Origin of the sequence: Hymenobacter sp., from assembly GCF_036388155.1 — a bacterium.
Taxonomy (GTDB): Bacteria; Bacteroidota; Bacteroidia; order Cytophagales; family Hymenobacteraceae; genus Hymenobacter.
This window is the reverse complement of record NZ_DASVSI010000134.1, coordinates 1-21,031: the sequence shown is the minus strand read 5'-3', so window position 1 is coordinate 21,031 and position 21,031 is coordinate 1. Positions and strand designations below refer to the sequence as shown.

Sequence of the window (21,031 nt, the reverse complement as noted above, 5' to 3'; positions counted from 1 at the left end):
GCCACACATCAGTCAATCAGCACATCAGCACATCAAGCAATATGCTAATAAAAACCCGGGGCATTGTCCTCAGCTACTTAAAATACCGCGAAACCAGCATCATTGCCCGGGTCTACACCGAACGGCTGGGAGTGCAGAGCTACGTGGTGAATGGCGTGCGCAAGGCCAAGCCTCCGGGCCGCATTGCCCTGTTTCAGCCGTTCACGCTGCTGGAGTTGGTGGCTTACGTGGCCAAGGGCAGCGGCGGCCTCACCCGCTTGTCGGAGTTCCGGTGCTCGGAGCCATTCACCACGCTGCCTTACGAAGTGCAGAAGAGCAGCGTCGTCCTGTTTCTATCGGAAATAGTGGGCCGGGCTGTGCGCGAGGAAGAGCAAAACGAGCCCCTGTTTCGGTTTTTGCACGACTCCATTCTGGCCTTCGACCGGCAAACTACCGGCAGCGAAAACTTCGCGCTGGTGTTTCTATTGCAGCTTGCCGCCTACCTGGGCTTTGGGGTGAGCTCGGGCGGCGAGCTCACCGACCAAGTAATTATGGCCGGCCACGCGGCTACTGCCAAGGGCGCGACTGGCCCTGCCACGCTGCGGCTGCGCGAATTCGATACCTACCTCGACGAGCTCCTGCGGGACCCCGCCACCAGCACCATTCCCAACGGCCGCGTGCGCCACGAGCTCCTGAACGTGCTCATTCGCTACTACCAACTGCACGTGGAGCAGATGGGCGACATTCGCTCGCTGGAAATCCTGTCGCAAGTGCTCAATTAATGATTAGGTAGGTGCCGGAAAAGCACTTAACCAGTTATTAACCACTAACTATTATTTAAAGTCTACTAACTCTACTTCGAAGCGAAGCACGGAGTTAGCTGGAATATCGCCGCCCATCGCGCGCGGGCCATAAGCCAGAGAGGATGGAATGAGCAGCACCGCCTTGCTGCCTTTGGTGAGCATGGCAATACCTTGGTCCCAGCCCTTGATAACCTGGCCCTGGCCCAGTGGGAAAGAGATGGGTTCGTTGCCGTGCTTGGCCGAAGAGTCGAATTCTTTGCCCGTGCCCAGAATGGTGCCGCGGTACAGCACCCGCACGGTTTGGCCCGGTTTGGGGGGCAGGCCGGTGCCAGGGCGCGTGACGATGTAGTACGTGCCCCCGGTGGTCTTTTTGGCCACCAGCTTGTTCTTCTTCAGGTAGGCCTGAATCTGGGCCACGTCTTTTGTAGTTTGAGCGGCAGCTAGAGCCTGCCCTTTCTTGATGTTTTCGGCTTGAATCTTTTCCTGGCGAGCCGTCATTTCAGCCATTGTGACCATTTCGCGGGCACTGGCCGTAACCACCAGAACGTTGCCACTCTTTTGCAGGAAGAGCGGCACCGGTTGGCGAAACGTTTTTCTAAACACCGAATCTGCCTGGAAGCGAAACACCGCGCTGTCGCCGGGCAGCAGCAGGCCCAAGGCTTCTTCCATGCTGCCGCGCTCGGGCTGCTCAGGCAGCGGAATGGGCTGCGCGGTGGGCTGCATGCGGCGCGAGTCCATCACCACCGAGTCGCGGCCGGTCCGGAATTGCATGAACACCATCAGCAACTGGCCGGCGCGGGTGGCATATGGCGCATCGGTAGGGGCCAGGGCACGAGGTTGGTACTGGCCCGTGGCGTCTTTGCGGAAGAGACGATAGTCGGTGCCGCTGGGCAGGCGCGAGAATCCCGAAGCCGGCGACTGGGCGTGGGACGCAGGCGAAATTGCCAGGAGCGCGCACAGCAAACCGAGAAAAAAGAAACGCATCAGAAAAGGCAAATAAGGCTATGGAAGCCGTGAGGTGTGAAGGTGCACGGCGTGCGCGGGGGAAGGGTCAGCGCACGCTTAGTATTTGAAGCTCAAACATGAGTTCGGTGTCGGGCGGAATCAGAAACTGCGTTTCGTCGTCGGGGTTGCGCAAGCCGGCTGCGCCATAGGCCAGTGATGCCGGCACCCAGGCCCGCACCCGCGAGCCCGCCGGTAGCAACGGCAGCAACTCGTCCCAGCCCGGAATCACCTCGCCGCGCCCCACCCGAAACCGGAGCGGCGCCCCTGATGCCACCGACGCATCGAAAACGTGGCCATCGGGTAAAAAACCAGTGTAGTGCACGGCCACGCGGCTTCCAACTTTGGCCTGCGCGCCGGTGCCCCGCTCGTGAAACACAAAGCGCACCCCGCTCCGCGTGAGTTGCGGAGCCGGGTGCGCGGTGTCGGGGCTGGTGGCTGGGGCGCTGGGCGTGGCCAGCACTGCCGGCTTGCCACTGGGCTGGGCGCTGAGGGCGGTGGCGGCGAGCAGCAGCACGGCACAGCCGCCGCTTACTCTGTGGCTGAAACGCCAGGGTTGCCCCGCCATCAGCACTTAAAGGACTTCGAGGATTTCGACCTCAAACAGCAAAGCCGCGTCGGGGGGGATGCTGCCTTGCTGGCCCGTGGTGCCGTAGGCCAGGCGCGAAGGAATGAGCAGAAGTTTGCGGTCGCCTTGGCGCGTCAGTAGCAGGCCTTCGTTGAAGCCCGCAATGTTTCCACTACCAGCCGTGAAAGTGACGCATTTGCATTCTGTACGGTTGTCGGCCGAATTATCAAAAATGGCGCCTGCAGGGAAGCTTGTACTGCCAGGCGAAGCCGGGTAGCCGGAGGAACCGGGCTGGGCACCGTTGCTCAGGAACCGGCCTATGTATTTCACCCGCACCCGCTTGCCGCTGGTCACGGCCGGACCAGTTCCGTCGGCCAGGGGCACCACGTACAGGCCGGAATTCGTGCGCGTGGCCTTGGTGAGCAGGTTGTTGCGCGTCAAATAGTTGCGGATGGTGTCCTCGTCGATGCGCCGCATTACCTCGTCGTGCTCGCGAAGCTGCTTCTGATAGGCGGTTTCGGAGTTGCAGCTCCACAGGGCCGGGGCGGCCAGCAGCAGGCCGGCGGCCCATACCAACAGGCGCGAACGCAAGAGGATGTTTTTCATCGAAAAAAAGAGGTAAAATCATTCCGGCCAACGGGCAGCTGCGCCGCGCCGCCCGTTGGCCGGAATCGGGAAGAATTACAAAAGGCTATTGCACGTCAACTAGTTCCACCTCGAACTTGAGGGGGGAGTCGGCGGGAATGTCGGCACCCGCGCCGCGCGTGCCATAAGCCAGCGGCGAAGGAATGAGCAGAATGGCGCGGCTGCCTTTGTTGAGCAGCGCAATGCCTTCGTCCCAGCCCGGAATCACCTGGCCTTGGCCGATGGGGAAGTCAATGGGCCGCCCGGCTTTGTCCGACGAATCAAATTGCTTGCCGCTGAGCAGCGTGCCGTTATAGTTCACGCTCACCGTCTGGCCGGGGGTCGGCTTGGGGCCTGTGCCGGGCTTCAGCACTTGGTAGTAGATGCCCGAGGGTGTTTTCTGCACCGTCAGGTTATTTTTCTTGATGTAATCCTGCAGCACGGCGTCGTCCTTCTTGAACTGAGCCTGCACTTCGGGGGTGGCGAGGGCTTTGGCTTGCGCCTCTTTCTGGGCCTGCATCTGCTTCTGGAACGCAGGGTCGGCCATCTGCTGCTTCATTTGGGCGGCCATGGCGCGCTTCTGCAGCTCGGGCTGCATGGCCTGGGCCTCTTGCTGCGTGATGAGCTTGTTGGTGGTGGCCACGTACATCATCACCACGTTGCCGCCGCGGCGCAGGAACGGCGGCACGGGCTGGCCGGACTTGGGCTTAATGAGCGAGTCGACCTGGAAGCGGAACACGCCGCTGTCGCCGGGCTGCAGCAAGGACAGGGCCTCGTCGGGCGCGCCTTTTTGCTTCAGCTCCTGCAGGGGCAGGGGCACGGGCAGGCCCACGTCGCGGCGGGTGTTCTGAAGCACCGAGTCCTTGCCGGTGCGGTACTGCATGTTGCCCAGCAGGAACTTGCCCACCCGGTCTTTGTAAGTGGGGTCGCCATCGGGGCCGATTTCGCGGCGCTCGTAGTCGTTGCCTACTTTTTTGAAGATTTTGTACTCGATGCCAGACTTGGTTTTGGCAAATTCACCGCCGTCTTTGTTGCAGGCCGTGAGTGAAGCGAAGCCCAACAGGCCGGCCGCCAAGGCCAACTGCTGCGCGGAGCGGGAGGAAAAACGCATGAAAAAAAAAGAAGTGAGGAATCGAAACGGTTCAAAGTTACGCCACTGGCGGCGCTACCGCCGCAGGTACGCCCGTAAGCTGTTCCTTGTACTCGGGTAGGATGCTGAGAAAGCGCTCTACCGTTGCATCCAGGGGGTCGTAGCTGATGCCGCCGGCGGCATTGTGGTGGCCGCCGCCGTCGAAATGACGGCGCGAAAAGTCGCTGACGGAGAAGTTGCCCACCGAGCGGAAGGAAATTTTGACGGCCACGCCGCGGTCGATGAACACGGCCGCAAACTTGATGCCCTCGATGCTCAGCGCGTAGTTGACCAGGCCTTCGGTGTCGCCGGTTTTGCTTTGGTACTCGCGCAACTCGTCTTGCGTGATGGCGATATAGGCGGTGTTGAATTCGCGGTTGACCACCAATTTATCCTTCAACACGAAGCCCAGGAAGCGGAGGCGAATTTCGGAGTGCGAGTCGTAGATGCGGCGGTGCACCGACGAGAGGTCTATGTTGACCTTGAGCAGCTCGGCGATGATGAGGTGCACGTTGCGCGAGGTGCTGGGGTGCCGAAACGAGCCCGTGTCGGTCATGATGCCGGCGTAGAGCGCCTCGCCGATGCCCTTGGTGATGAGGTCCTGGTCGCCCAGGTCGCGGATAATTTCAAAAATCAGCTCGGCGGTGGCGGCGGCGGTGGGCACCGAAAACACGATGTCGGCGAAGCTTTCGGGCTCCTGGTGGTGGTCGACCAGCACCTTAACCCCGCTGGCCTGACGCACGTATTCGCCTAGCTCGTTGATGCGGCCCAGGCAGCTAAAATCGAGGCAACAGATGACCTCGGCGCGGCTCACCAGGTCGCGCACCTGGCGGTCGTTCTGGCGTTTGTCGTACACCACCACTTCCTCGTTGCCCTCCATCCAGTTCAGGAAAGCAGGGTAGTCGGAAGGCGTGACAACCGTCACGTGGTGGCCTTTTTGCTTGAGGTAACCGGCCCAGGCCAGCGACGAGCCCAGCGCATCGGCGTCGGGCTTGTGATGGGTGGTGATGACAACCTGCTTGGGCTGCGCGAGCAGCGCTTGCAGGGCGGAAATGGAACTAGACATCGACTACGTGAATGGTCCTCAACGAAACTGAGGGCCGGTGGCTTACGAAGAATTGGGGCGGCAAAAGTCGGAAGAAATCCGTTCTTAACAGCTGAACCCTTCCGGAAGGTTCGAGCAAACATGGCGAATGAACCGGTAAAAGCGGTGAACGAAAAGGCGGGATTTTGGCCATTGGTCCGTTTTCGTCCGTGGCAAATTGACCAGGGTTTCGTCTTTGGCTGCTAGGTCTTTGGCGTGCGGCTGGGTGGCCCCGAATGCGCTCCTGGCGGTATTGCTCGGGTTTAATAGTTGGTTTTCCCCAGCGCATTTGCCCGTCCCCAGCGTTCCTGCCAAGACAGGGCACCGGCCGATGGATTGGCGACTCCCTGAACTTCCACGCACGGAACTGTGATTTTTTCGCTCTCCCACTTTTATTTCCTCACCGATGAAATTTCGGCTCAGGGGTTCCGGATTTTGCCTGCCGGCCCCATGGCCCTTTGCCGGTCTGGCGGCACTGCTTGGCTTTGGGGAAACACTGCTGGCTGGGCTGAAAAAGACCGGTGGTTGGGCGCCGCCCGGCCATGTGGTAGTTTTGTGGCTTCATTAAATTCATTCAACCTCCGAATCCCCTCCCAATGGCCACCAACCGCACATTCACGATGATTAAGCCCGACGCCGTTCAGGAAAACCACATTGGTGGCATCCTGCACATGATGGAAGAAGGCGGCTTCCGCGTCGTGGAGCTTCAAAAAGTAACCCTCACCGCCGAGCGCGCCGGGCAGTTCTACGCCGTGCACGCCGAGCGTCCCTTCTACAACGACCTGGTGAAGTACATGTCGAGCGGCCCCATCGTAGCGGCTGTGCTGGAGAAGGACAACGCCGTTGCGGATTTCCGCACCCTCATTGGCGCCACCAATCCGGCCCAGGCCGCCGAAGGCACCATCCGGAAAAAGTACGCCAAGAGCATTGAGGCCAACGCCGTGCACGGCTCCGACTCCGACGAGAATGCGCAGATTGAAGCCGATTTCTTCTTTGGCTCGAAGTAATTCGTAGTCAGTACTATAAGTAATGGAAAGGCCCGCCTTGCATGATGCAAAGTGGGCCTTTTGTTTGTGCCAAAAGCAGACTATTTTTGTACCAATTTTGTATTGAAGAGCTTAGTTTATCGGTTGAAACCGATGCGTCCTGACGTTTTGCTCTCGCTCACGAAGTCTGCTTTTTCGCGGTTGTAGAGGTCGGCCAGCGTGATGGCTTCCGTTACCGGCTCGTCTTGGCCCAGCGCTGTGGCCAGGGCTTGGGCCTTGTCCTGCGCCAGCGGCTCGAAGCGGTAAGAGGCAATGAGCCGGCCTTTGCGAAGCAATGCCTTGTCGATGCGGGCCAGTTCGGCGTTGAAGGTACAGATAATCTGGATGTGGAAACCGTCGGACAGAAGGCCGTCGGACAGGTTCAGCAGGTTGCTCACGGCGTTGCCGCCCGGCCCGTCGCGCTTGGACAGCAGCTCCTCCGCGTCTTCGATGAGCAGGATGGAATTGGTGTTGTCGTGGAGCAGGTTGATGAACTCCGGGTCGGCAATGCGGGCCGCGAGGTTGGGCGGAATGAACAGCTTGGGCTTGTCGGTGAGGCCGCAGAGGTGGCGGATGTAGCTGGTTTTGCCCGTGCCGGGCGGGCCGTGCAGGATGACGATGCCTTTCTCTTCGGGCTGCTGCAGGCGGCGCAGAATGGTTTCGTGCGCGGGCAGCAGGTCGTCGTTGTAGTGAGTGCTGAGGTCGAGCGCCGGAATCTTGATGGGCAGCGGCGTAAATTCCAGGTCGTTGAAAGCCAAGCGCAGCACCTGAATGCGCTGGTGCTCCAACTGGCCGGTTTCGAGGTGGCTGGTGAGCAAGCCGCGCACCTGGGCAAGCAAATCCACGTCTGTTTGCGGCGAGTAAAGCAGTTGGGCGGTGCGGTCGCCGTACGGGCCCCGGTCGTTGAAAAACAGCAGCAGGTGCGGCGTCAGGTTCAGGGCGTAGTGACCGATGTCGGGAGCTTTGCCCACTTTTTCGATGTACATCGAATGGGCCACGGTGGCTTCGTCCAGGTTGTGGGTTTCAGCCAGCGCAGTCAGTATTTGCTGCCGGGCTTCGGCCTCGGCCAACTGATAAATTTCGCGCCGCGGCAACACGCCAAAAGCGCTGTAAAACCACGCGGCGGGCTGGAAATAGGCGTCTCTTTCGAAGCTTTGTGAAAGGTCGACGGTGGTTGTGGAGGAGAGGGTGGGAGTCATTCAGTCAATCAGGCTTACCCAGGCCCTTTCCCGACAACCCGGAAAGAACGCTGCGAACATGAGCGAAAGGTACGAACCCAACGTGCCGCAAATCAAGGTTTTGGTAGGCAGCGCATTTGCGTGGTTCGGTAGGGACGCACGTGGGCATAGTTTCTGTCGTTGCAGCAGGACCATTACGCCAGCTGAGCATAGAAAAAGGGCCTCGCACTGCGAGGCCCTTTTTCTATTGGCTAGTGAATGCAGCAGAGGTTACTGCCCGGGTTCGGCTTAGGCTTGGTTTACGGAAAGCAGGCCTTCGGGCTGCGTTTCTTCGGCGGGCACGGTGGTGTGCTTGTGCTTGAAAATGAAGATAAACAGCACGGCTATGGCCAGCGAATAGCCCGCAAACGTGAGCCAGATGCTGGGCCAGTCCTTGACGCCGTTGGCGTCGGTGAAATATTGCTGGATGATGAGGCCGCTGAGCGAGCTGCCAAGCACGGCGCCAAAGCCGTTGGTCATCATCATAAACAAGCCCTGCGCGCTGGCCCGGATGCTGGGCTGGGTCTGGGTTTCGACGAACAGCGAGCCGGAGATGTTGAAGAAATCGAAGGCCATGCCGTACACGATGCACGAGAGAATAATCATCCAGAGACTATTGTCCAGATTTCCATAAGCAAAAAGGCCGAAGCGAAGTACCCAGGCAATCATGCTGAACAGCATCACCTGTTTGATGCCAAAGCGTCGCAAAAAGAACGGGATAGCCAGGATAAATAATGTCTCCGAAATCTGCGAAATGGACATTATAATGGCCGGATAACGTGCAGCCAGTATATGAAGCGTATCAGAAGGGTGAGAGAGAAGTTGCCCCAGAAGTTGTAGAAACGAAGTGAAATCAGAGACCAGAGGCAACGGTGGATACACTTCTGTCTGCTTCAAATCATGCAGAAAAGTGTCACCGTACGCATTAGTAAGCTGTAACGCCGCACCAAGCAGCAAGGCAAAAAGGAAGAATACCGCCATCTTCCGGTCACGCAGCAGCGCAAACGATTTAAGCCCCAGTATTTCCATCAGGCCCTGGCTGGAAGTATTGGAGGATTGGGGCGGGCACTTGGGCAGCGTGAAGGAATAGAGGCCGAGTGCGAAAGCCGCGCCGGCCGCCACGTAAAACTGGCCGGCCGTTTTCTCGAAGCCCAGCAAGCTCACCGTCCACATGGCCACGATGAAGCCGATGGTGCCCCACACGCGAATGGGCGGGTAGTCCTTCACCACATCAAGCCCCTCGCGCTTGAGCACCGAGTACGACACGGCAATGGACAGCGAGAGCGTGGGCATGTAGAAAATCATGTTCAGCAGTATCACCCAGAAGAAAGTGCCGGGGTCCGTAACCAACGGAATGGTGCAGAGGGTGATGCCGCCCAGGATGTGCAAGATGCCGTAGAGCTTTTCCGCGTTGATGTACTTATCGGCCACAATGCCCATGAGGGAGGGCATGAAGATGGACGCAATGCCCATGGTGGAGAAGATGGCACCAAACTGCGCCCCCGACCACTGCTTGGTTTGAAACCAATAAGCGCCAATCGTAATCAACCACGAGCCCCATATAAAGAATTGTAAGAAACTCAGTATAGTGAGACGCAACTTCGTATTCATGCGGAGTCAGGATAAAAGAAAGGTGGGATTTTGCTGCTAAAGATACAAGCCTTCCCGCCGAGAGCGAGAAGGGCGCGCAGCAAAGAGGAGGCTACGAGCAATTGGTAGAAAACTGTGCCTGCTTCGAAGCGAAGCCGTTGCTGGGTGTGCTGCGGGGGCACGCAGCGAAAGGGCCAGCCCACGCAACAGCCACCGAGCCGGCGAACACCACACGGCACTCACAGCCCATTGCCTAAGCGGCCGGAGCATCACCCCTGAGACAAGACGAGAGGCGCGGGAAAAGAAATTGCAGTCGGGCCTGAGAAAGGCTGTGGAATTGTGTGGGCATCAAGGACAGGCTACACTCACACTAGTGTAAAATAATTTACAAATTAGTTTGGTTTGTAATGTAAACTAATTTAAGTTTGCATCAACCTAACCCATTCACCGCACCTCCAACACCTTCCACGCCATGAAAAACGCCGCTGCCCTCGCCCTCCCTTCCGCCGCCGCTTCGCTCGCTGCGCCCAGCACAGCTCAGCCTATGACGGCCGCCAGCCTACGGGCCTACGCGTTTACCTACATCTTTCGGGGCGTGGCGGTGCTGGCCGCGGCCCTCGGCAACTACGCCCTGGAGCACGTGGGCTTCGCCGCGCCGTGGCTGCCGTGGATGGTGCTGATGCCCGCCGCTGCCGTGGTGCTGAGCGTGCGCGGCCGGCGGCAGCAGCGCGCGGGGCTGGCCGGCACCACGCCCACCGACCGGTGGATGCGCCTGCTGCAAAAGAGCTTCGTGCTGGTGCTGCTGGTGTCGTTGGCGGCAGCCACCCAAATTGGCTGGCAGAATGCACACCCGCTCATTCTGGTGCTGTACGGGGTGGGCACAATGGTGGCGGGCCGGGTGCTGGCCTTCCGGCCGCTGGTGTGGGGCGGGGCCGTGTGCGGACTGCTGGGCGTGGCGGCCATGGCCGTAGCGGCCGACACGCAACTACTGCTCATTGCTGCCGCCATGCTGGCGAGCTACGTGGTGCCGGGCGTATTGCTGCACGCCCACAGCCGCAACGTAGCAGCTTAAGTATTTTATTGAGCAGCAGGCGGCATGCATCAAATAACCTTTTGACCGTCATGCTCATCTGGCGTCCGCGCAGCCGAAGCATTTCTCCCGCTTTGTTCTCACGTTGAACCTCACCCCCTGACCCCTGCCGGGCACGGCCCCTCTCCCCAGGAGAGGGGACACCAGATATGCGCTGGCGTTCGGCTCCCCTCTCTTTTGAAGAGGAGTTGGGGTGAGGTTCACGCGAGATGCTTCGCTGCGCTCTGCATGACGGTTTTTTTAATCCCACCTTCGCTTCTTTATACCCTTACAACCCATGGAACCCTCCGAACATCCATTTTCCGCTTCTGACAGCCTGAACTTGATTCAAAACATGATTCAGGCCGCCAAGCAGGACCTGAGCGACAATTCCTTTGACCTCTTGCTATGGGGCTGGCTGGTGCTGGTGAGCGCCCTGGCCCACTACGGCCTGCTGCAAGCCGGCTACGCCCGGCCCTGGCTGGCCTGGCCGGTGCTGATGGGCCTGGGCACGGTGGTGGCCTTTGTGCACGGGGTGCGGCGGGGCCGCCGCGAGCGGGTGCGCACGGCCCAGGGCGACTTTATGCGGTTTTTGTGGGCCGGGTTTGGGGTGCTCCTGCTGATGCTCATCGGGGTGGGGACGGCCTACGGCTGGGGCCGGGCGTATCCGCTCATCATTGCGCTTTACGGGCTGGGCACGTTTGCCACGGGCGGGGCGCTGCAGTTCCGGCCGCTGGTGTGGGGCGGAGCGGCTTGCTGGGTGCTGGCCACGGTGGCCTTCCGGGTCGATTTCGATACCCAGTTGCTGCTGGTGGCAGCCGCCGTGCTGCTGGCCTACGTAGTGCCGGGACATTTACTCAAAAACCAGTACCGCCGTGGCCGTACCCTTTAGTGACCTCGACCCGCTGCTGCACTCGCAGCTGCGCCTGGCGGTGATGTCGCTGCTGCTGGGCGTGCGGGAGGCCGAGTTCAATTTTCTCAAAGAAAAAACCGGCGCCACGGCCGGCAACCTGAGCGTGCAGCTCGGCAAGCTCAAAGACGCCGGCTACCTCACCGTGACCCGCGAGATGAACGGCAGCTACCCGCTCACGCGCTGCGCCATCACGCCGGTAGGAGTGACGGCCTTTGAAAAATACGTGGCCGACTTGCAGCGCTACCTCAAGCCCGGCGGCTAAGCCCTTCGGCTGCCTCGGCCTACACACAACTACGGGTCTTGTTGCTTCTCAAGCCGCTTTCTGAGGCTTGCCGGGCCGCGCCTTGCCCTTTTCTCCTTGAATCGTCACCTCATTTCTTAATCCCAACGCCGTGAAAAAGTCTTTGATTCTGCTGTTGCTTTTGGTGGCCACCGTGCTGGCCGCCCCTGCCCAAGCCCAAACCGGCGCCGCGGTGCTGGCCCGCATCCAAAGCCGCCTGACGTGGCGCACGCCGGCCGACTCGGTGCAGCAACTGGCCCAGGCCCTCGACCAGCTCCGGGCGCAGCGGCCCAACCCGTACGTGAGCTACTGGGCCGCGTTTGCGCAGTACCACCTGTATTTCCGGGCCGGGCAAGACAAGACCAAGGCCGAGGCGGCGCTGGAAAAAGGCATTGCCGTGCTGGAAGAAGTGCCCACCAAAACCGCCGAGCACTACGCGCTGCTCTCGCTGCTGCAAGGCCTGAACCTGGAGTTTGCCAACTTCCTGACCATTCCCTTCAAAGCCGGGGCGGTGAAAGAAAGCGCCGAAAAAGCCCTAACGATGGCTCCCAATAACCTGCGCGCCCACTACGCCCGCGGCATCAACGACTTCTACACGCCCAAGCAGTACGGGGGCGGCAAAGTGGCCGCCGCGCACTTCCTCAAGGCCATTGCCCTGCCCGACCAGCCCGACCCCAACCCTTACGCTCCCAACTGGGGCAAAGCTGACGCCTACTGCTACCTCGCCCAAACCTATAAGGCCGCCGGGCAGCTGGACCTGGCCCGCAAATACGCCACCGAGGGCGTGAATAAATACCCCGAGCACAGCCGGCTGAAAGGCATATTGGCCAAGCTGTAAGCCAATCCAAAAGGCTATGGTCGTCATGCTGAGCTTGTCGAAGCATCTCTACCACAGTAATAAATAGAGCAGTTTCGGGCCGATGTACAATAGCGCGCACTGTGTAGTTCGCGTGCCCGCGCCGCTGGCTCGTTCTGGCACGCGAACTACACAGTTCGCGCTACGGCTCGCTGTATACTGATGCCGAAACCGCTTTAATGTAATGGCTTGCGCAATAGAGATGCTTTGACAAGCTCAGCATGAGCGTTTTGTACTTGGGTACGCTTTTTTCTTTAAGTTCTTAGTCTTCAATCATGGGTAGCTTCAATTTTTCGCGCGCCGGGCGCGTGCTGGCCGCGCTGTGCCTGCTCCCTGCTGCCGCGTGGGCCCAACAGCCGGTGCGCGGCACCGTAACCGACCGAGCCACCGGCGAGCCGCTGCTCGGGGCCACGGTGCGGCTGGCCCAAACCCCCGGCGTGGGCACTTCCACCGACCTCGACGGCACGTTTGGCTTGCTTGTGGCGGCTGGCCGGCCCGATACTCTGCTGGTGAGCTACGTAGGCTACCGCACCTGGCGCCTGCCGCTCACCGGGCCTCCCGCCGCGCCGCTGGCCGTGCGCCTGGCCCCGGCCGCCGTGCAAACCCTGGCCCAGGTGGAAGTGACGGCCCAGCGGCCCATCGCCGAAGATTTCATTGTGCGGGAGCTGACGTACCTGCAAATTGTGACCAATCCGGCCGCCGCGGCTGACCCGCTGCTGGCCGTGCGCACCCTGCCCGCCGCTACCAACACCGACGAGTCGGCCAGCATCAGCCTGCGCGGCTCCGACCCCAGCCAAACGGGCATCTATCTTAACAACGTGCCGATTTACGACGCGGTGAAGTTTGCCCAACTCAGCGGGTTGGGCACATTCGGCATCTTCAGCGCCGATTTGGTGAAGTCGGTGCTGGTGTTTCCGAGCAACCCGCCGCTGGAGTTTGGCAACGCCGGCGCGGGCCTGGTAAGCCTGAGCACCGACGAGCGGCCGCGGGCCCGGTTCCTGCAAGCCTCCCTCGGCTTGGCCAATTCGGGGCTGCTGGGGGGCACGCCCGTTGGCCAGCGGGGTATGCTAAAAGCGTATGTCAATGGCCAGGAAGGCCGCCTGCTGCGCACCGTGAATCCGGCCACGTTTGAGCGCCTGCCCCGCCTGGGCCTGCTGGACGGCGGGGCGCACTTCGCCACCAAAATCGGCGAATACGGCACCTTCAAGGCCTTTGCCTACGGCGTGGCCGAACAGTACACCTACCGCACCACGACCGGGACCGCCCCGCGCGACGAGTACCGCTACCAGAACCGCCGCGGCTTTCTCACGCTGAGCTACGAGCAAGCCTGGGCCCGTTCCGACTTCGCCCTGGCTCAGGGCCTGAGCCTGCGCCGCGCCGAGGACGCCGCCAGGGCCTACCGCACCGCCCGCCGCGGCCACGACGCCTACGCCGCCGCCCATTACCGCCGCTACTGGACCGATGCCTTCTCGACCCGCGTGGGCCTGAGCTACGACGAGCGCCGGTTGGCCGTGGCGGGTGAATTTCCGGCCACGGCCGGGGGCGGTGCCACCTACGCCGCTGCTTTCGGCCGGGGCCGCACGCTGTGGGAGGCCTACCAATACACCAAGCTGCGGCAAGGCGCCTGGACCGTCGGCGCCGGCTTGCGCCTCAACGCGCTGCCCCGCCCGGCCCAGCCCGGCTACGTGAGCGCCCAGCTCAACCTGCGCCGCGACCTCGGCACGCGGCAGTTTCTGAACTTGTCGGGCGGGCAGTACATGGCCACCACCGCCCCGGAGGGCTTGCAATACCCTTACCTACGCACCCGTACCCGCCAGTTGGCCTTGGACTACAGTTATGCCCAACCCGGCCTGACCGTCGCCGCCGCTGTGTATGCCAAAGCCGAGCAGTCGGTGGTGTCGGGTCGGTTGCTGGGGCTGGAAGCTTACGCCGAACGCGCCTTCGGCTCCCACGTCCGGGCCGACGTGGCCGTGGCCGCCGTGCGCGCCGCCCGCGCCACTTTCGACCTCCAAAACCCCGACGCCGTAGCCCTGGCCCGCGCCCAACGGCGCTACAACCTGCCCTTTTCGCTCAAAAGCAACCTGCGCCTCGCCGGGAAGTGGGGCGAGCTGGGTGCCTTTGCTCAATACCGGGCCGGGGCGCCTTTCACGCCCGTGCTCGGCACTACCTCGGACCCCGCCACCGGCGCCGCGCTGCCCCAGTACGCCGCCGAACCCAACGGCAGCGTCCTGCCTAATTACTTCCGCGCCGATGTGTCGGCTAGCAAATTTGTGCGTCGCCCTGGCAAGGCCGGCAGCCTCGTGCTATTTGCCGTGCTCAGCAACGTATTCAATACCGAAAACGTGAGCGGCTACGCCTATTCCGCCGACTACCAGCAAGCCACGCCGGTATTTTTCCAGAAGCGCCTGCTCTATTTCGGGCTGGTAAAAACTTGGCAGTAGGATTTGGTTGAATGCCAGACGAAGCAATGGGTACGCAGAGGCGTTGAAACAAAAACTCCCCGGCTTTCCTGGGCCGGGGAGTTTTGAAGAAGAGACGCGGTTACTGTTGCTACGCCTCGTAGCTAGGCGAGAACGTACCGGCGGGCTGGCCATCGGCCACCGGGTAATCGGTGTAGCCATCGGCAAAGCCATTGGGACCGGGGGCATACATCGTGGCGGGGTCCACCGGAGCCAGCGGCAAACCGTTGCGCAGTCGCTCCACCAAATCAGGGTTGGAAATGAAGGGACGGCCAATGGCCACCAAGTCAGCGCGGCCGCTGTCGAGGGCCTCGTTAATTTGCGCCACGGTGTTGTAGCCGCCGGCGAGAATGATGGTATTGGTGAACTTCTGGCGAATGGTGGCGACCGTTTCGGCAGGCACGGCGGGGGCACCCATGCTTTCGTGGTCGGCCAGGTGCAGGTACACTACGCCAATCTTTTGCAACTCCTCAGCCAGATAGGCGTAGGTCTCGTCGATTTCAGGGTAGTGCGGCATGTCGGAGGCCACGCCCCAGGGCGAGAGGCGAATGCCGGTGCGCTCGGTCCCAATGGCCTCCACCACGGCGCGGGTCACTTCCAGCACGAAGCGGGCGCGGTTTTGCACGCTGCCACCGTATTCGTCGGTGCGCTGGTTGGAATGCGGGCTTAGGAATTGCTCCAGCAGGTAGCCGTTGGCGCCGTGCAGCTCCACGCCGTCGAAACCGGCTTCCAAGGCCAGCTTGGCGCTGTGCACGAACTCGTCGCGCACGCGAACCAATTCTTCGGTGCGCAGGGCGCGGGGCGTGCCGTTGGGCTGCATTTGCGCTTGGTCGGTCCACATTTCGCCAGCGGCGGCAATGGCCGACGGGGCCACACCTTCGGCGCCTTCGGGCAGGTTGTGGCCGTGAAAAATGCGGCCCGCGTGCATCAGCTGCACGAAAATATGGCCGCCGTGGTGGTGCACGGTTTCCGTCACGCGCTGCCAGTTGGTGACGTGTTCTTGGTTGAACAGGCCCGGAATGCGCGCATAGCCCAACCCATCGGCCGACGGCGAAGTGCCTTCCGTGATGATGAGGCCGGCCGACACGCGCTGGCGGTAGTACTCCGCCATCAGCTCGTTGGGCACGTTGCCCAGGGCGCGGCTGCGCGTCATGGGAGCCATTACAAGGTGGTTCGTGAGGGTGAGCGCGCCGAGTTGAACGGGCTCAAAAGCTTTGTTAGGCATTGGTTGTGTGCGTCGCGGTGCGTGAGCCGTGGCTTGAGATGAATGAAACGCGGCTATAAAGCAGGTACGTACACGAATTGTTTGAGCACGCTGTGTTGTGCTCCCATGAACTTGCCTTGTGGATGCGTCAAAAATCAAAAAGGCCCGCCCCATGGATTGGAGCGGGCCTTTTTGATGAAATCTGCCAACGTCAATCGACAGGATTGGCTTTACATGGGCGTGGCTTCAGCGAAACGCTTGTTCACTTCATCCCAGTTGATGAGGTTAAAGAAGGCGGCGATGTAGTCGGGCCGGCGGTTCTGGTATTTGAGGTAGTAGGCGTGCTCCCACACGTCGATGCCGAGCACCGGGAGGCCCTTGCAGCCCGTTTCGGGCATCAGCGGGTTGTCCTGGTTCGGGGTCGAGCAGATTTGCACCGAGCCGTCGGCCTGCTTGCACAGCCACGCCCAGCCCGAGCCAAAGCGCGTGGTTGCGGCTTTGGTGAATTCTTCCTTGAACTTGTCGAACGTGCCGAAAGAGCTGGCAATGGCGTCGCCCACGGCGCCGGTGGGCTGTCCGCCGCCGTTGGGCGAGAGGATGGCCCACCACAGGGAGTGGTTGTAGTGGCCGCCGCCGTTGTTGCGCACGGCCGCAGGGGCTTTGGCAATGTTGTGCAGAATTTCCTCGATGGACTGGTTTTCCATCTCGGTACCGGCAATGGCAGCGTTCAGGTTGGTCACGTAGGCTTGGTGGTGCTTGCTGTGATGGATTTCCATCGTTTGCGCGTCAAACGTGGGTTCCAGCGCGTCGTAGGCGTAGGGGAGTTTGGGAAGTTCGAAAGCCATAGTGAAAGTTGTTTTGGGTGGTAAAGAGTAGGTGAAGCACCAGCTATACAACAGTTGGCCGGGTCCCCGGTTACGGTTGTGGCGTGTGCGGGTCCAAATGTAGATTATTTCCGCTTCACATTGAAAAACGCCTGCATGAGCGCGGCGCACTCGGCCGCTTGCACGCCGCCGCGCAGCGTGGTGCGCGGGTGCAGCAGCTGCCCGTGCCGCCGAAAACCCACTTTGGGCTCATCGGCCCCAAACACCACGGCCTTCAATTGGGCCCAATAACTGGCGCCAGCGCACATCACGCAGGGCTCAATGGTGACATACAGCGTGCAGTCGGCCAGGTATTTATTGCCCAAATAATTGGCAGCGGCCGTGAGAGCCAGCATTTCGGCGTGGGCCGTCACGTCGCGCAACTGCTCGGTTTGGTTGTAGCCGCGGCCGATGATTTGCTTCTCGAACACCACCACCGCGCCAATGGGAATCTCATCGGCTTCCAAGGCTTTCTCGGCCTCAGCCAAGGCTTGCAGCATGAAGTAATCGTCGGTCATGGGGGATGGTGCAAGGTCTGGTCATTGCGAGCGGAGCGAAGCAATCCTTCCTTCCGAAGCGACCAGCCCTAAAAAGTGACAAAATTACGGGTAATAAAAAGCCCCGATTCTTGTAGAGCCGGGGCTTGGTCGCGTCTCAGGGGCTAGCCGTTTTGAGAGGACGGATTGCCACGGCCTGCGGCCTCGCAATGACGGAAGCCAATGGATTTATTTCAGCGAAATGGCGTTCATTACGGCTTGGGCCGTGGGCTGCCACTGGGCCTGCTCGTCGGCCGGGGCCACGAAGGTGAAGACGTACATCTGCTGCCCCTGGATGGCGTATTGCACCGCTTGGTAGCGCTTGATGGGCGCCAACTGGTTGCCGGTGCGGCGCGAATCGGACACGGTCGACACGAATTCGAAGTACACAAAATCGCGCCCGTTCACGGTGCGGATGTCTTCCTTCAAGAAGTCAACTTTGGTGTACAGGCGTTGGATGCTGGACTTGTAAATTTTGAGCAGCACGCCGTAGTCCATGCTCTCGAAGGTGGTGGGGCGCACGGCCACGCTGTAGTCCACGCGGCCGCTGGGGTTGGAATACACCGCCAACGGCTTGCGCGGCGAAGGGTACTTGACGGCAATGCCGTCGTCGGGCAGCGGCGCGAAGCCAGCGGGCACGCCTACCGTCAGGCCCGAACCCAGCTTAACGTTGGAGAGCTTGGGCTTGGGCCCAAAGGCGGTGAGGCCGAGAATCAACAGGAGAAAGGCGACGATTTTCATAGGAAGTAGAATAAAGCAACAACTAAAGAACGTCATGCTGAGCGCAGCCGAAGCATCTCGCGTGCAGCAGTAAATAATTACTTGCGCGGGCGGGATGCTTCGGCTGCGCTCAGCATGACGTTCTGCTTTTGAGCCGAAACGCTAAACGCTTAACGCCGCGCGGCGGGGTACTTGATGCGCACCTTTTTCCAGTACACGTAATTGCCCGTTTTGGCTTCGACCAGGTAAGTGCCGGCCGGGATTTTGCCCAGGTCGACCGGCGCGCCGGTGTTGTTGACGGGGTCGAGCGCGGTCTGGTAAATGACTTTGTTTTTGTAATCGGTCATTACCAGCGTGCCCGGCTTGGTGAATTGCTGGGTGAAGCTCAGCAGGATGCTTTTGGAGTTTGGCTTGGGGAAAACGTCGATGCCCGACAGCGTCTCGATGCGCTTGATGGGGCCGTCGAGGGTGACGGCGCCGGCCGTGCCCTTGGATTTTACCTCAACGCCCGACGCGTCGGACTTGCTTTTGGTTTTGACTTTGGTTTGCGCCTGGGCAATACCGGCAAACAGGAGGGCCGCCGCGAGTGCGAAAGAGGGGAGGAGTTTCATGAACAAGTAAAGGGATTGAGAAGACAAAGGAACGCACTTGCTGTCGGCCTTTGCACATCCCGTATCAAAGTTTACGTTTTTGCCCCGCCCAGCTAATGGCTACCTTCGCGGCAGATTCATTTAACAATTATCAATTAACATTTAACAGGGAATGACCGGCAAACAACGGGCAGTCTTTGGAAGGTGCAGGGAGGCAATTGTTAAATGTTAATTGTTAAATGTTAATTGACGAGATGCTACGTACCCACACCTGCGGCGAACTCCGCCCCGAACACATTGGTCAAACCGTAACGCTTTGCGGCTGGGTGCAGCGCACCCGCGACAAAGGCGCCATCCTCTGGATTGACTTGCGCGACCGGTACGGCCTCACCCAAATTACCCTAGAAGAAGGCGTAGAAGCTGACGCTGTGCGCGAAACCGCCCGCCAACTCGGCCGCGAATTTGTGCTGCAAGTGACGGGCCGCGTAGCCGAGCGGTATTCCAAAAACGACAAAATCCCAACTGGTGCCATCGAAATTCGCCCCGAGAAGGTCGAAATCCTGAACCCGGCCAAGCTGCCGCCCTTCCTCATCGAAGACGACACCGACGGCGGCGACGACCTGCGGATGAAGTACCGCTACCTCGACCTGCGCCGCACCCCCGTGCGCAACAACCTGATGCTGCGCCACAAAATGGCCCAGGCCGTGCGCCGCTACCTCGATGGCCAGGAGTTCATCGAAGTCGAAACCCCCGTCCTCATTAAGTCTACGCCCGAAGGTGCCCGCGACTTCGTGGTGCCCTCGCGCATGAACCCCGGCGAGTTCTACGCCCTGCCGCAGTCGCCCCAGACCTTCAAGCAACTGCTCATGGTGTCGGGCTTCGACCGCTACTTCCAAATCGTGAAGTGCTTCCGCGACGAAGACTTGCGCGCCGACCGCCAGCCCGAATTCACGCAGATTGACTGCGAAATGGCCTTCGTGACCCAAGAAGACATCCTCGACATGTTCGAAGGCCTGGTGCGCTACCTGTTCAAGGAAATCAAGAACCTCGATTTCCCCACCGTGCCCCGCATGACCTACGCCGACGCCATGCGCGACTACGGCAACGACAAGCCCGACACCCGCTTTGCCATGAAGTTCTCAGACCTCACCGAAATCGTAAAGGGTCAAGGCTTCCCCGTGTTCGACAACGCCGAGTTGGTGCTGGGCATCAACGCCGCCACCTGCGCGCAATACACGCGCAAGCAAATCGACGAGCTAACCGAGTGGGTGAAGCGCCCGCAAATTGGCGCCACCGGCCTCGTGTATGCCCGTGTGGAACCCGACGGCCAGGTGAAATCTTCGGTTGATAAGTTCTACTCGCAGGAGGAATTGCAGAAGTGGAAGGCCGCTTTCAACGCCAACCCCGGCGACCTCATCCTGCTGCTCGCCGGTCCCGAAGCCAAAACCCGCAAAGCCATGAGCGAGCTGCGCCTCGAAATGGGCCGCCGCCTCGGCTTGCGCGACCCCAACTCGTTCTCTCCGCTGTGGGTAATTGATTTTCCCCTGCTCGAATTCAGCGAAGAGGAAAACCGCCACTTCGCCATGCATCACCCCTTTACCTCGCCCAAGCCCGAGGACTTGGCTCTGCTCGACAACCCCGCCACCATCGGCCAGACCCGCGCCAATGCCTACGACCTCGTGATAAACGGCGTGGAAATTGGCGGCGGCTCCATCCGCATCCACGACCGCGCCGTGCAGGCCCGTATGTTCTCACTCCTAGGCTTCACCCCCGAAGAAGCGCAGGCTCAGTTCGGCTTCCTGCTCGACGCTTTCGAGTACGGCGCGCCTCCCCACGGCGGCCTCGCCTTCGGTTTCGACCGTCTCTGCAGCCTCTTGGGCGGCTCCGACAGTATCCGCGACTTCATCGCCTTCCCCAAAAACAACTCCGGCCGCGACGTGATGATTGACTCGCCCTCACCCATTGCCGATGCGCAACTGAAGGAGCTGAGCATCGCTACAGCCGTAGTGGCGAAGTAATCAATGAAAAAGCCCATTCCTAATAAACAGGACAATAGCTTCGAACACGAGATTGGCTATTCACAAAGTGCCATTCTATTTAATTTCGTCTTCGGTATGCTTCTCCTGCTTGCGGGCATAGGCTTAGCATTTTGGTTGAAAAGTTAGGTTGCGGTATATTTTCCTTTGACTGGGCTACTTCTATTTTGGCAAACTATTAAGCGAATTCGCAATCAAAGCCCTCAGTTAAAAATAGGAAGTCAAGGAATCTGGACGGTGAAGACAGGGTTTTTGCCTTGGTCAAAAGCCCAGGCGGTAACTAAGGTCGAACCGAGTTATCGTGCGGCAGTAACGTATCTAATCATCTATGCAAGAGGTAATCTTAGCGGCGAGATGACCCGAATAACAGTAAGTGAATTGGATGTAGATGGGCGTGACTTACAAGCTTACTTGAATAAATATTCACTGAAGTAAAGGCGATACTTGAGAAACGGAAGCGGCGACTGATATTTCAGTCGCCGCT

General features: G+C 60.2%; 21 protein-coding genes. 9 read left to right on the top strand and 12 right to left on the bottom strand.

The genetic code is table 11. The features are described 5' to 3' along the window. The first annotated feature begins 41 nt into the window (after positions 1–41). Positions 42–761, top strand: coding sequence for a DNA repair protein RecO (gene recO / locus VF629_RS18530; RefSeq protein WP_331059991.1), 720 nt, complete (start codon positions 42–44; stop codon positions 759–761). A 51-nt stretch (positions 762–812) separates the two neighbouring features. Here the strand turns inward: recO and VF629_RS18525 are convergent, their stop codons facing one another. From VF629_RS18525 to VF629_RS18505, 5 genes are all read right to left on the bottom strand, one after another. Then, positions 813–1,766, bottom strand: coding sequence for an FKBP-type peptidyl-prolyl cis-trans isomerase (locus tag VF629_RS18525; protein WP_331059990.1), 954 nt, complete (start codon positions 1,764–1,766; stop codon positions 813–815). 67 nt (positions 1,767–1,833) lie between these two features. Further along, entirely contained in the window at positions 1,834–2,352 is a 519-nt protein-coding gene (locus VF629_RS18520) for an FKBP-type peptidyl-prolyl cis-trans isomerase (RefSeq protein WP_331059989.1), read from the bottom strand. Positions 2,353–2,358: 6 nt separating this feature from the next. Further along, positions 2,359–2,958, bottom strand: coding sequence for an FKBP-type peptidyl-prolyl cis-trans isomerase (locus tag VF629_RS18515; RefSeq protein WP_331059988.1), 600 nt, complete (start codon positions 2,956–2,958; stop codon positions 2,359–2,361). Positions 2,959–3,043: 85 nt separating this feature from the next. Then, entirely contained in the window at positions 3,044–4,087 is a 1,044-nt protein-coding gene (locus tag VF629_RS18510; protein ID WP_331059987.1) for an FKBP-type peptidyl-prolyl cis-trans isomerase, read from the bottom strand. 37 nt (positions 4,088–4,124) lie between these two features. Then, the gene (locus VF629_RS18505) at positions 4,125–5,171 is read right to left on the bottom strand and encodes a DHH family phosphoesterase (protein WP_331059986.1); all 1,047 of its coding nucleotides are present in this window, start codon (positions 5,169–5,171) and stop codon (positions 4,125–4,127) included. 424 nt (positions 5,172–5,595) lie between these two features. On the opposite strand from VF629_RS18505, the gene VF629_RS18500 reads away from it, so the two are divergent. Next, a complete protein-coding gene (locus tag VF629_RS18500) occupies positions 5,596–5,757 on the top strand; it encodes a hypothetical protein (RefSeq protein ID WP_331059985.1) in 162 nt (53 codons plus the stop codon). A 28-nt stretch (positions 5,758–5,785) separates the two neighbouring features. Beyond that, positions 5,786–6,196 (top strand): nucleoside-diphosphate kinase, encoded by a 411-nt coding sequence (locus VF629_RS18495; RefSeq protein WP_331059984.1) that lies wholly within the window; start codon positions 5,786–5,788, stop codon positions 6,194–6,196. A gap of 116 nt (positions 6,197–6,312) precedes the next feature. On the opposite strand, the gene VF629_RS18490 is transcribed toward VF629_RS18495, so the two are convergent. Beyond that, positions 6,313–7,413 carry an AAA family ATPase gene (locus VF629_RS18490; protein WP_331059983.1) on the bottom strand — a complete coding sequence of 367 codons (1,101 nt, stop codon included), beginning with the start codon at positions 7,411–7,413 and terminating at the stop codon, positions 6,313–6,315. A gap of 267 nt (positions 7,414–7,680) precedes the next feature. Further along, on the bottom strand, positions 7,681–9,042 hold the full coding sequence (locus VF629_RS18485) for a nucleoside permease (RefSeq protein ID WP_331059982.1): 1,362 nt from the start codon (positions 9,040–9,042) through the stop codon (positions 7,681–7,683). A gap of 451 nt (positions 9,043–9,493) precedes the next feature. Here VF629_RS18485 and VF629_RS18480 point away from each other — a divergent pair, with 451 nt between their 5' ends. The 5 genes from VF629_RS18480 (at position 9,494) to VF629_RS18460 (ending at position 14,580) form a co-directional block, all read left to right on the top strand. Continuing rightward, positions 9,494–10,093 (top strand): hypothetical protein, encoded by a 600-nt coding sequence (locus VF629_RS18480; protein ID WP_331059981.1) that lies wholly within the window; start codon positions 9,494–9,496, stop codon positions 10,091–10,093. Positions 10,094–10,388: 295 nt separating this feature from the next. Then, a complete protein-coding gene (locus tag VF629_RS18475; protein ID WP_331059980.1) occupies positions 10,389–10,982 on the top strand; it encodes a hypothetical protein in 594 nt (197 codons plus the stop codon). After that, a complete protein-coding gene (locus VF629_RS18470) occupies positions 10,966–11,265 on the top strand; it encodes a transcriptional regulator (protein WP_331059979.1) in 300 nt (99 codons plus the stop codon). The genes VF629_RS18475 and VF629_RS18470 overlap by 17 nt, the downstream gene beginning before the upstream one ends. Before the next feature lie 130 nt (positions 11,266–11,395). Next, positions 11,396–12,121 carry a hypothetical protein gene (locus VF629_RS18465; RefSeq protein WP_331059978.1) on the top strand — a complete coding sequence of 242 codons (726 nt, stop codon included), beginning with the start codon at positions 11,396–11,398 and terminating at the stop codon, positions 12,119–12,121. Positions 12,122–12,414: 293 nt separating this feature from the next. Further along, the gene (locus VF629_RS18460) at positions 12,415–14,580 is read left to right on the top strand and encodes a TonB-dependent receptor (protein ID WP_331059977.1); all 2,166 of its coding nucleotides are present in this window, start codon (positions 12,415–12,417) and stop codon (positions 14,578–14,580) included. A gap of 109 nt (positions 14,581–14,689) precedes the next feature. On the opposite strand, the gene VF629_RS18455 is transcribed toward VF629_RS18460, so the two are convergent. The 5 genes from VF629_RS18455 to VF629_RS18435 form a co-directional block, all read right to left on the bottom strand. After that, complete coding sequence (locus tag VF629_RS18455) at positions 14,690–15,823, bottom strand: alkene reductase (protein ID WP_331059976.1); 1,134 nt, start codon at positions 15,821–15,823, stop codon at positions 14,690–14,692. 209 nt (positions 15,824–16,032) lie between these two features. Further along, positions 16,033–16,647: a superoxide dismutase gene (locus VF629_RS18450; protein ID WP_331059975.1), complete on the bottom strand. Its 615-nt coding sequence runs from the start codon at positions 16,645–16,647 to the stop codon at positions 16,033–16,035. Positions 16,648–16,751: 104 nt separating this feature from the next. Next, positions 16,752–17,183 carry a nucleoside deaminase gene (locus VF629_RS18445; protein WP_331059974.1) on the bottom strand — a complete coding sequence of 144 codons (432 nt, stop codon included), beginning with the start codon at positions 17,181–17,183 and terminating at the stop codon, positions 16,752–16,754. Positions 17,184–17,390: 207 nt separating this feature from the next. Continuing rightward, positions 17,391–17,942, bottom strand: coding sequence for a hypothetical protein (locus VF629_RS18440; protein WP_331059973.1), 552 nt, complete (start codon positions 17,940–17,942; stop codon positions 17,391–17,393). 149 nt (positions 17,943–18,091) lie between these two features. Further along, entirely contained in the window at positions 18,092–18,532 is a 441-nt protein-coding gene (locus VF629_RS18435; RefSeq protein WP_331059972.1) for a T9SS type A sorting domain-containing protein, read from the bottom strand. A gap of 233 nt (positions 18,533–18,765) precedes the next feature. Here VF629_RS18435 and aspS point away from each other — a divergent pair, with 233 nt between their 5' ends. Next, complete coding sequence (gene aspS / locus VF629_RS18430; RefSeq protein WP_331059971.1) at positions 18,766–20,529, top strand: aspartate--tRNA ligase; 1,764 nt, start codon at positions 18,766–18,768, stop codon at positions 20,527–20,529. Positions 20,530–21,031: the final 502 nt, after the last annotated feature.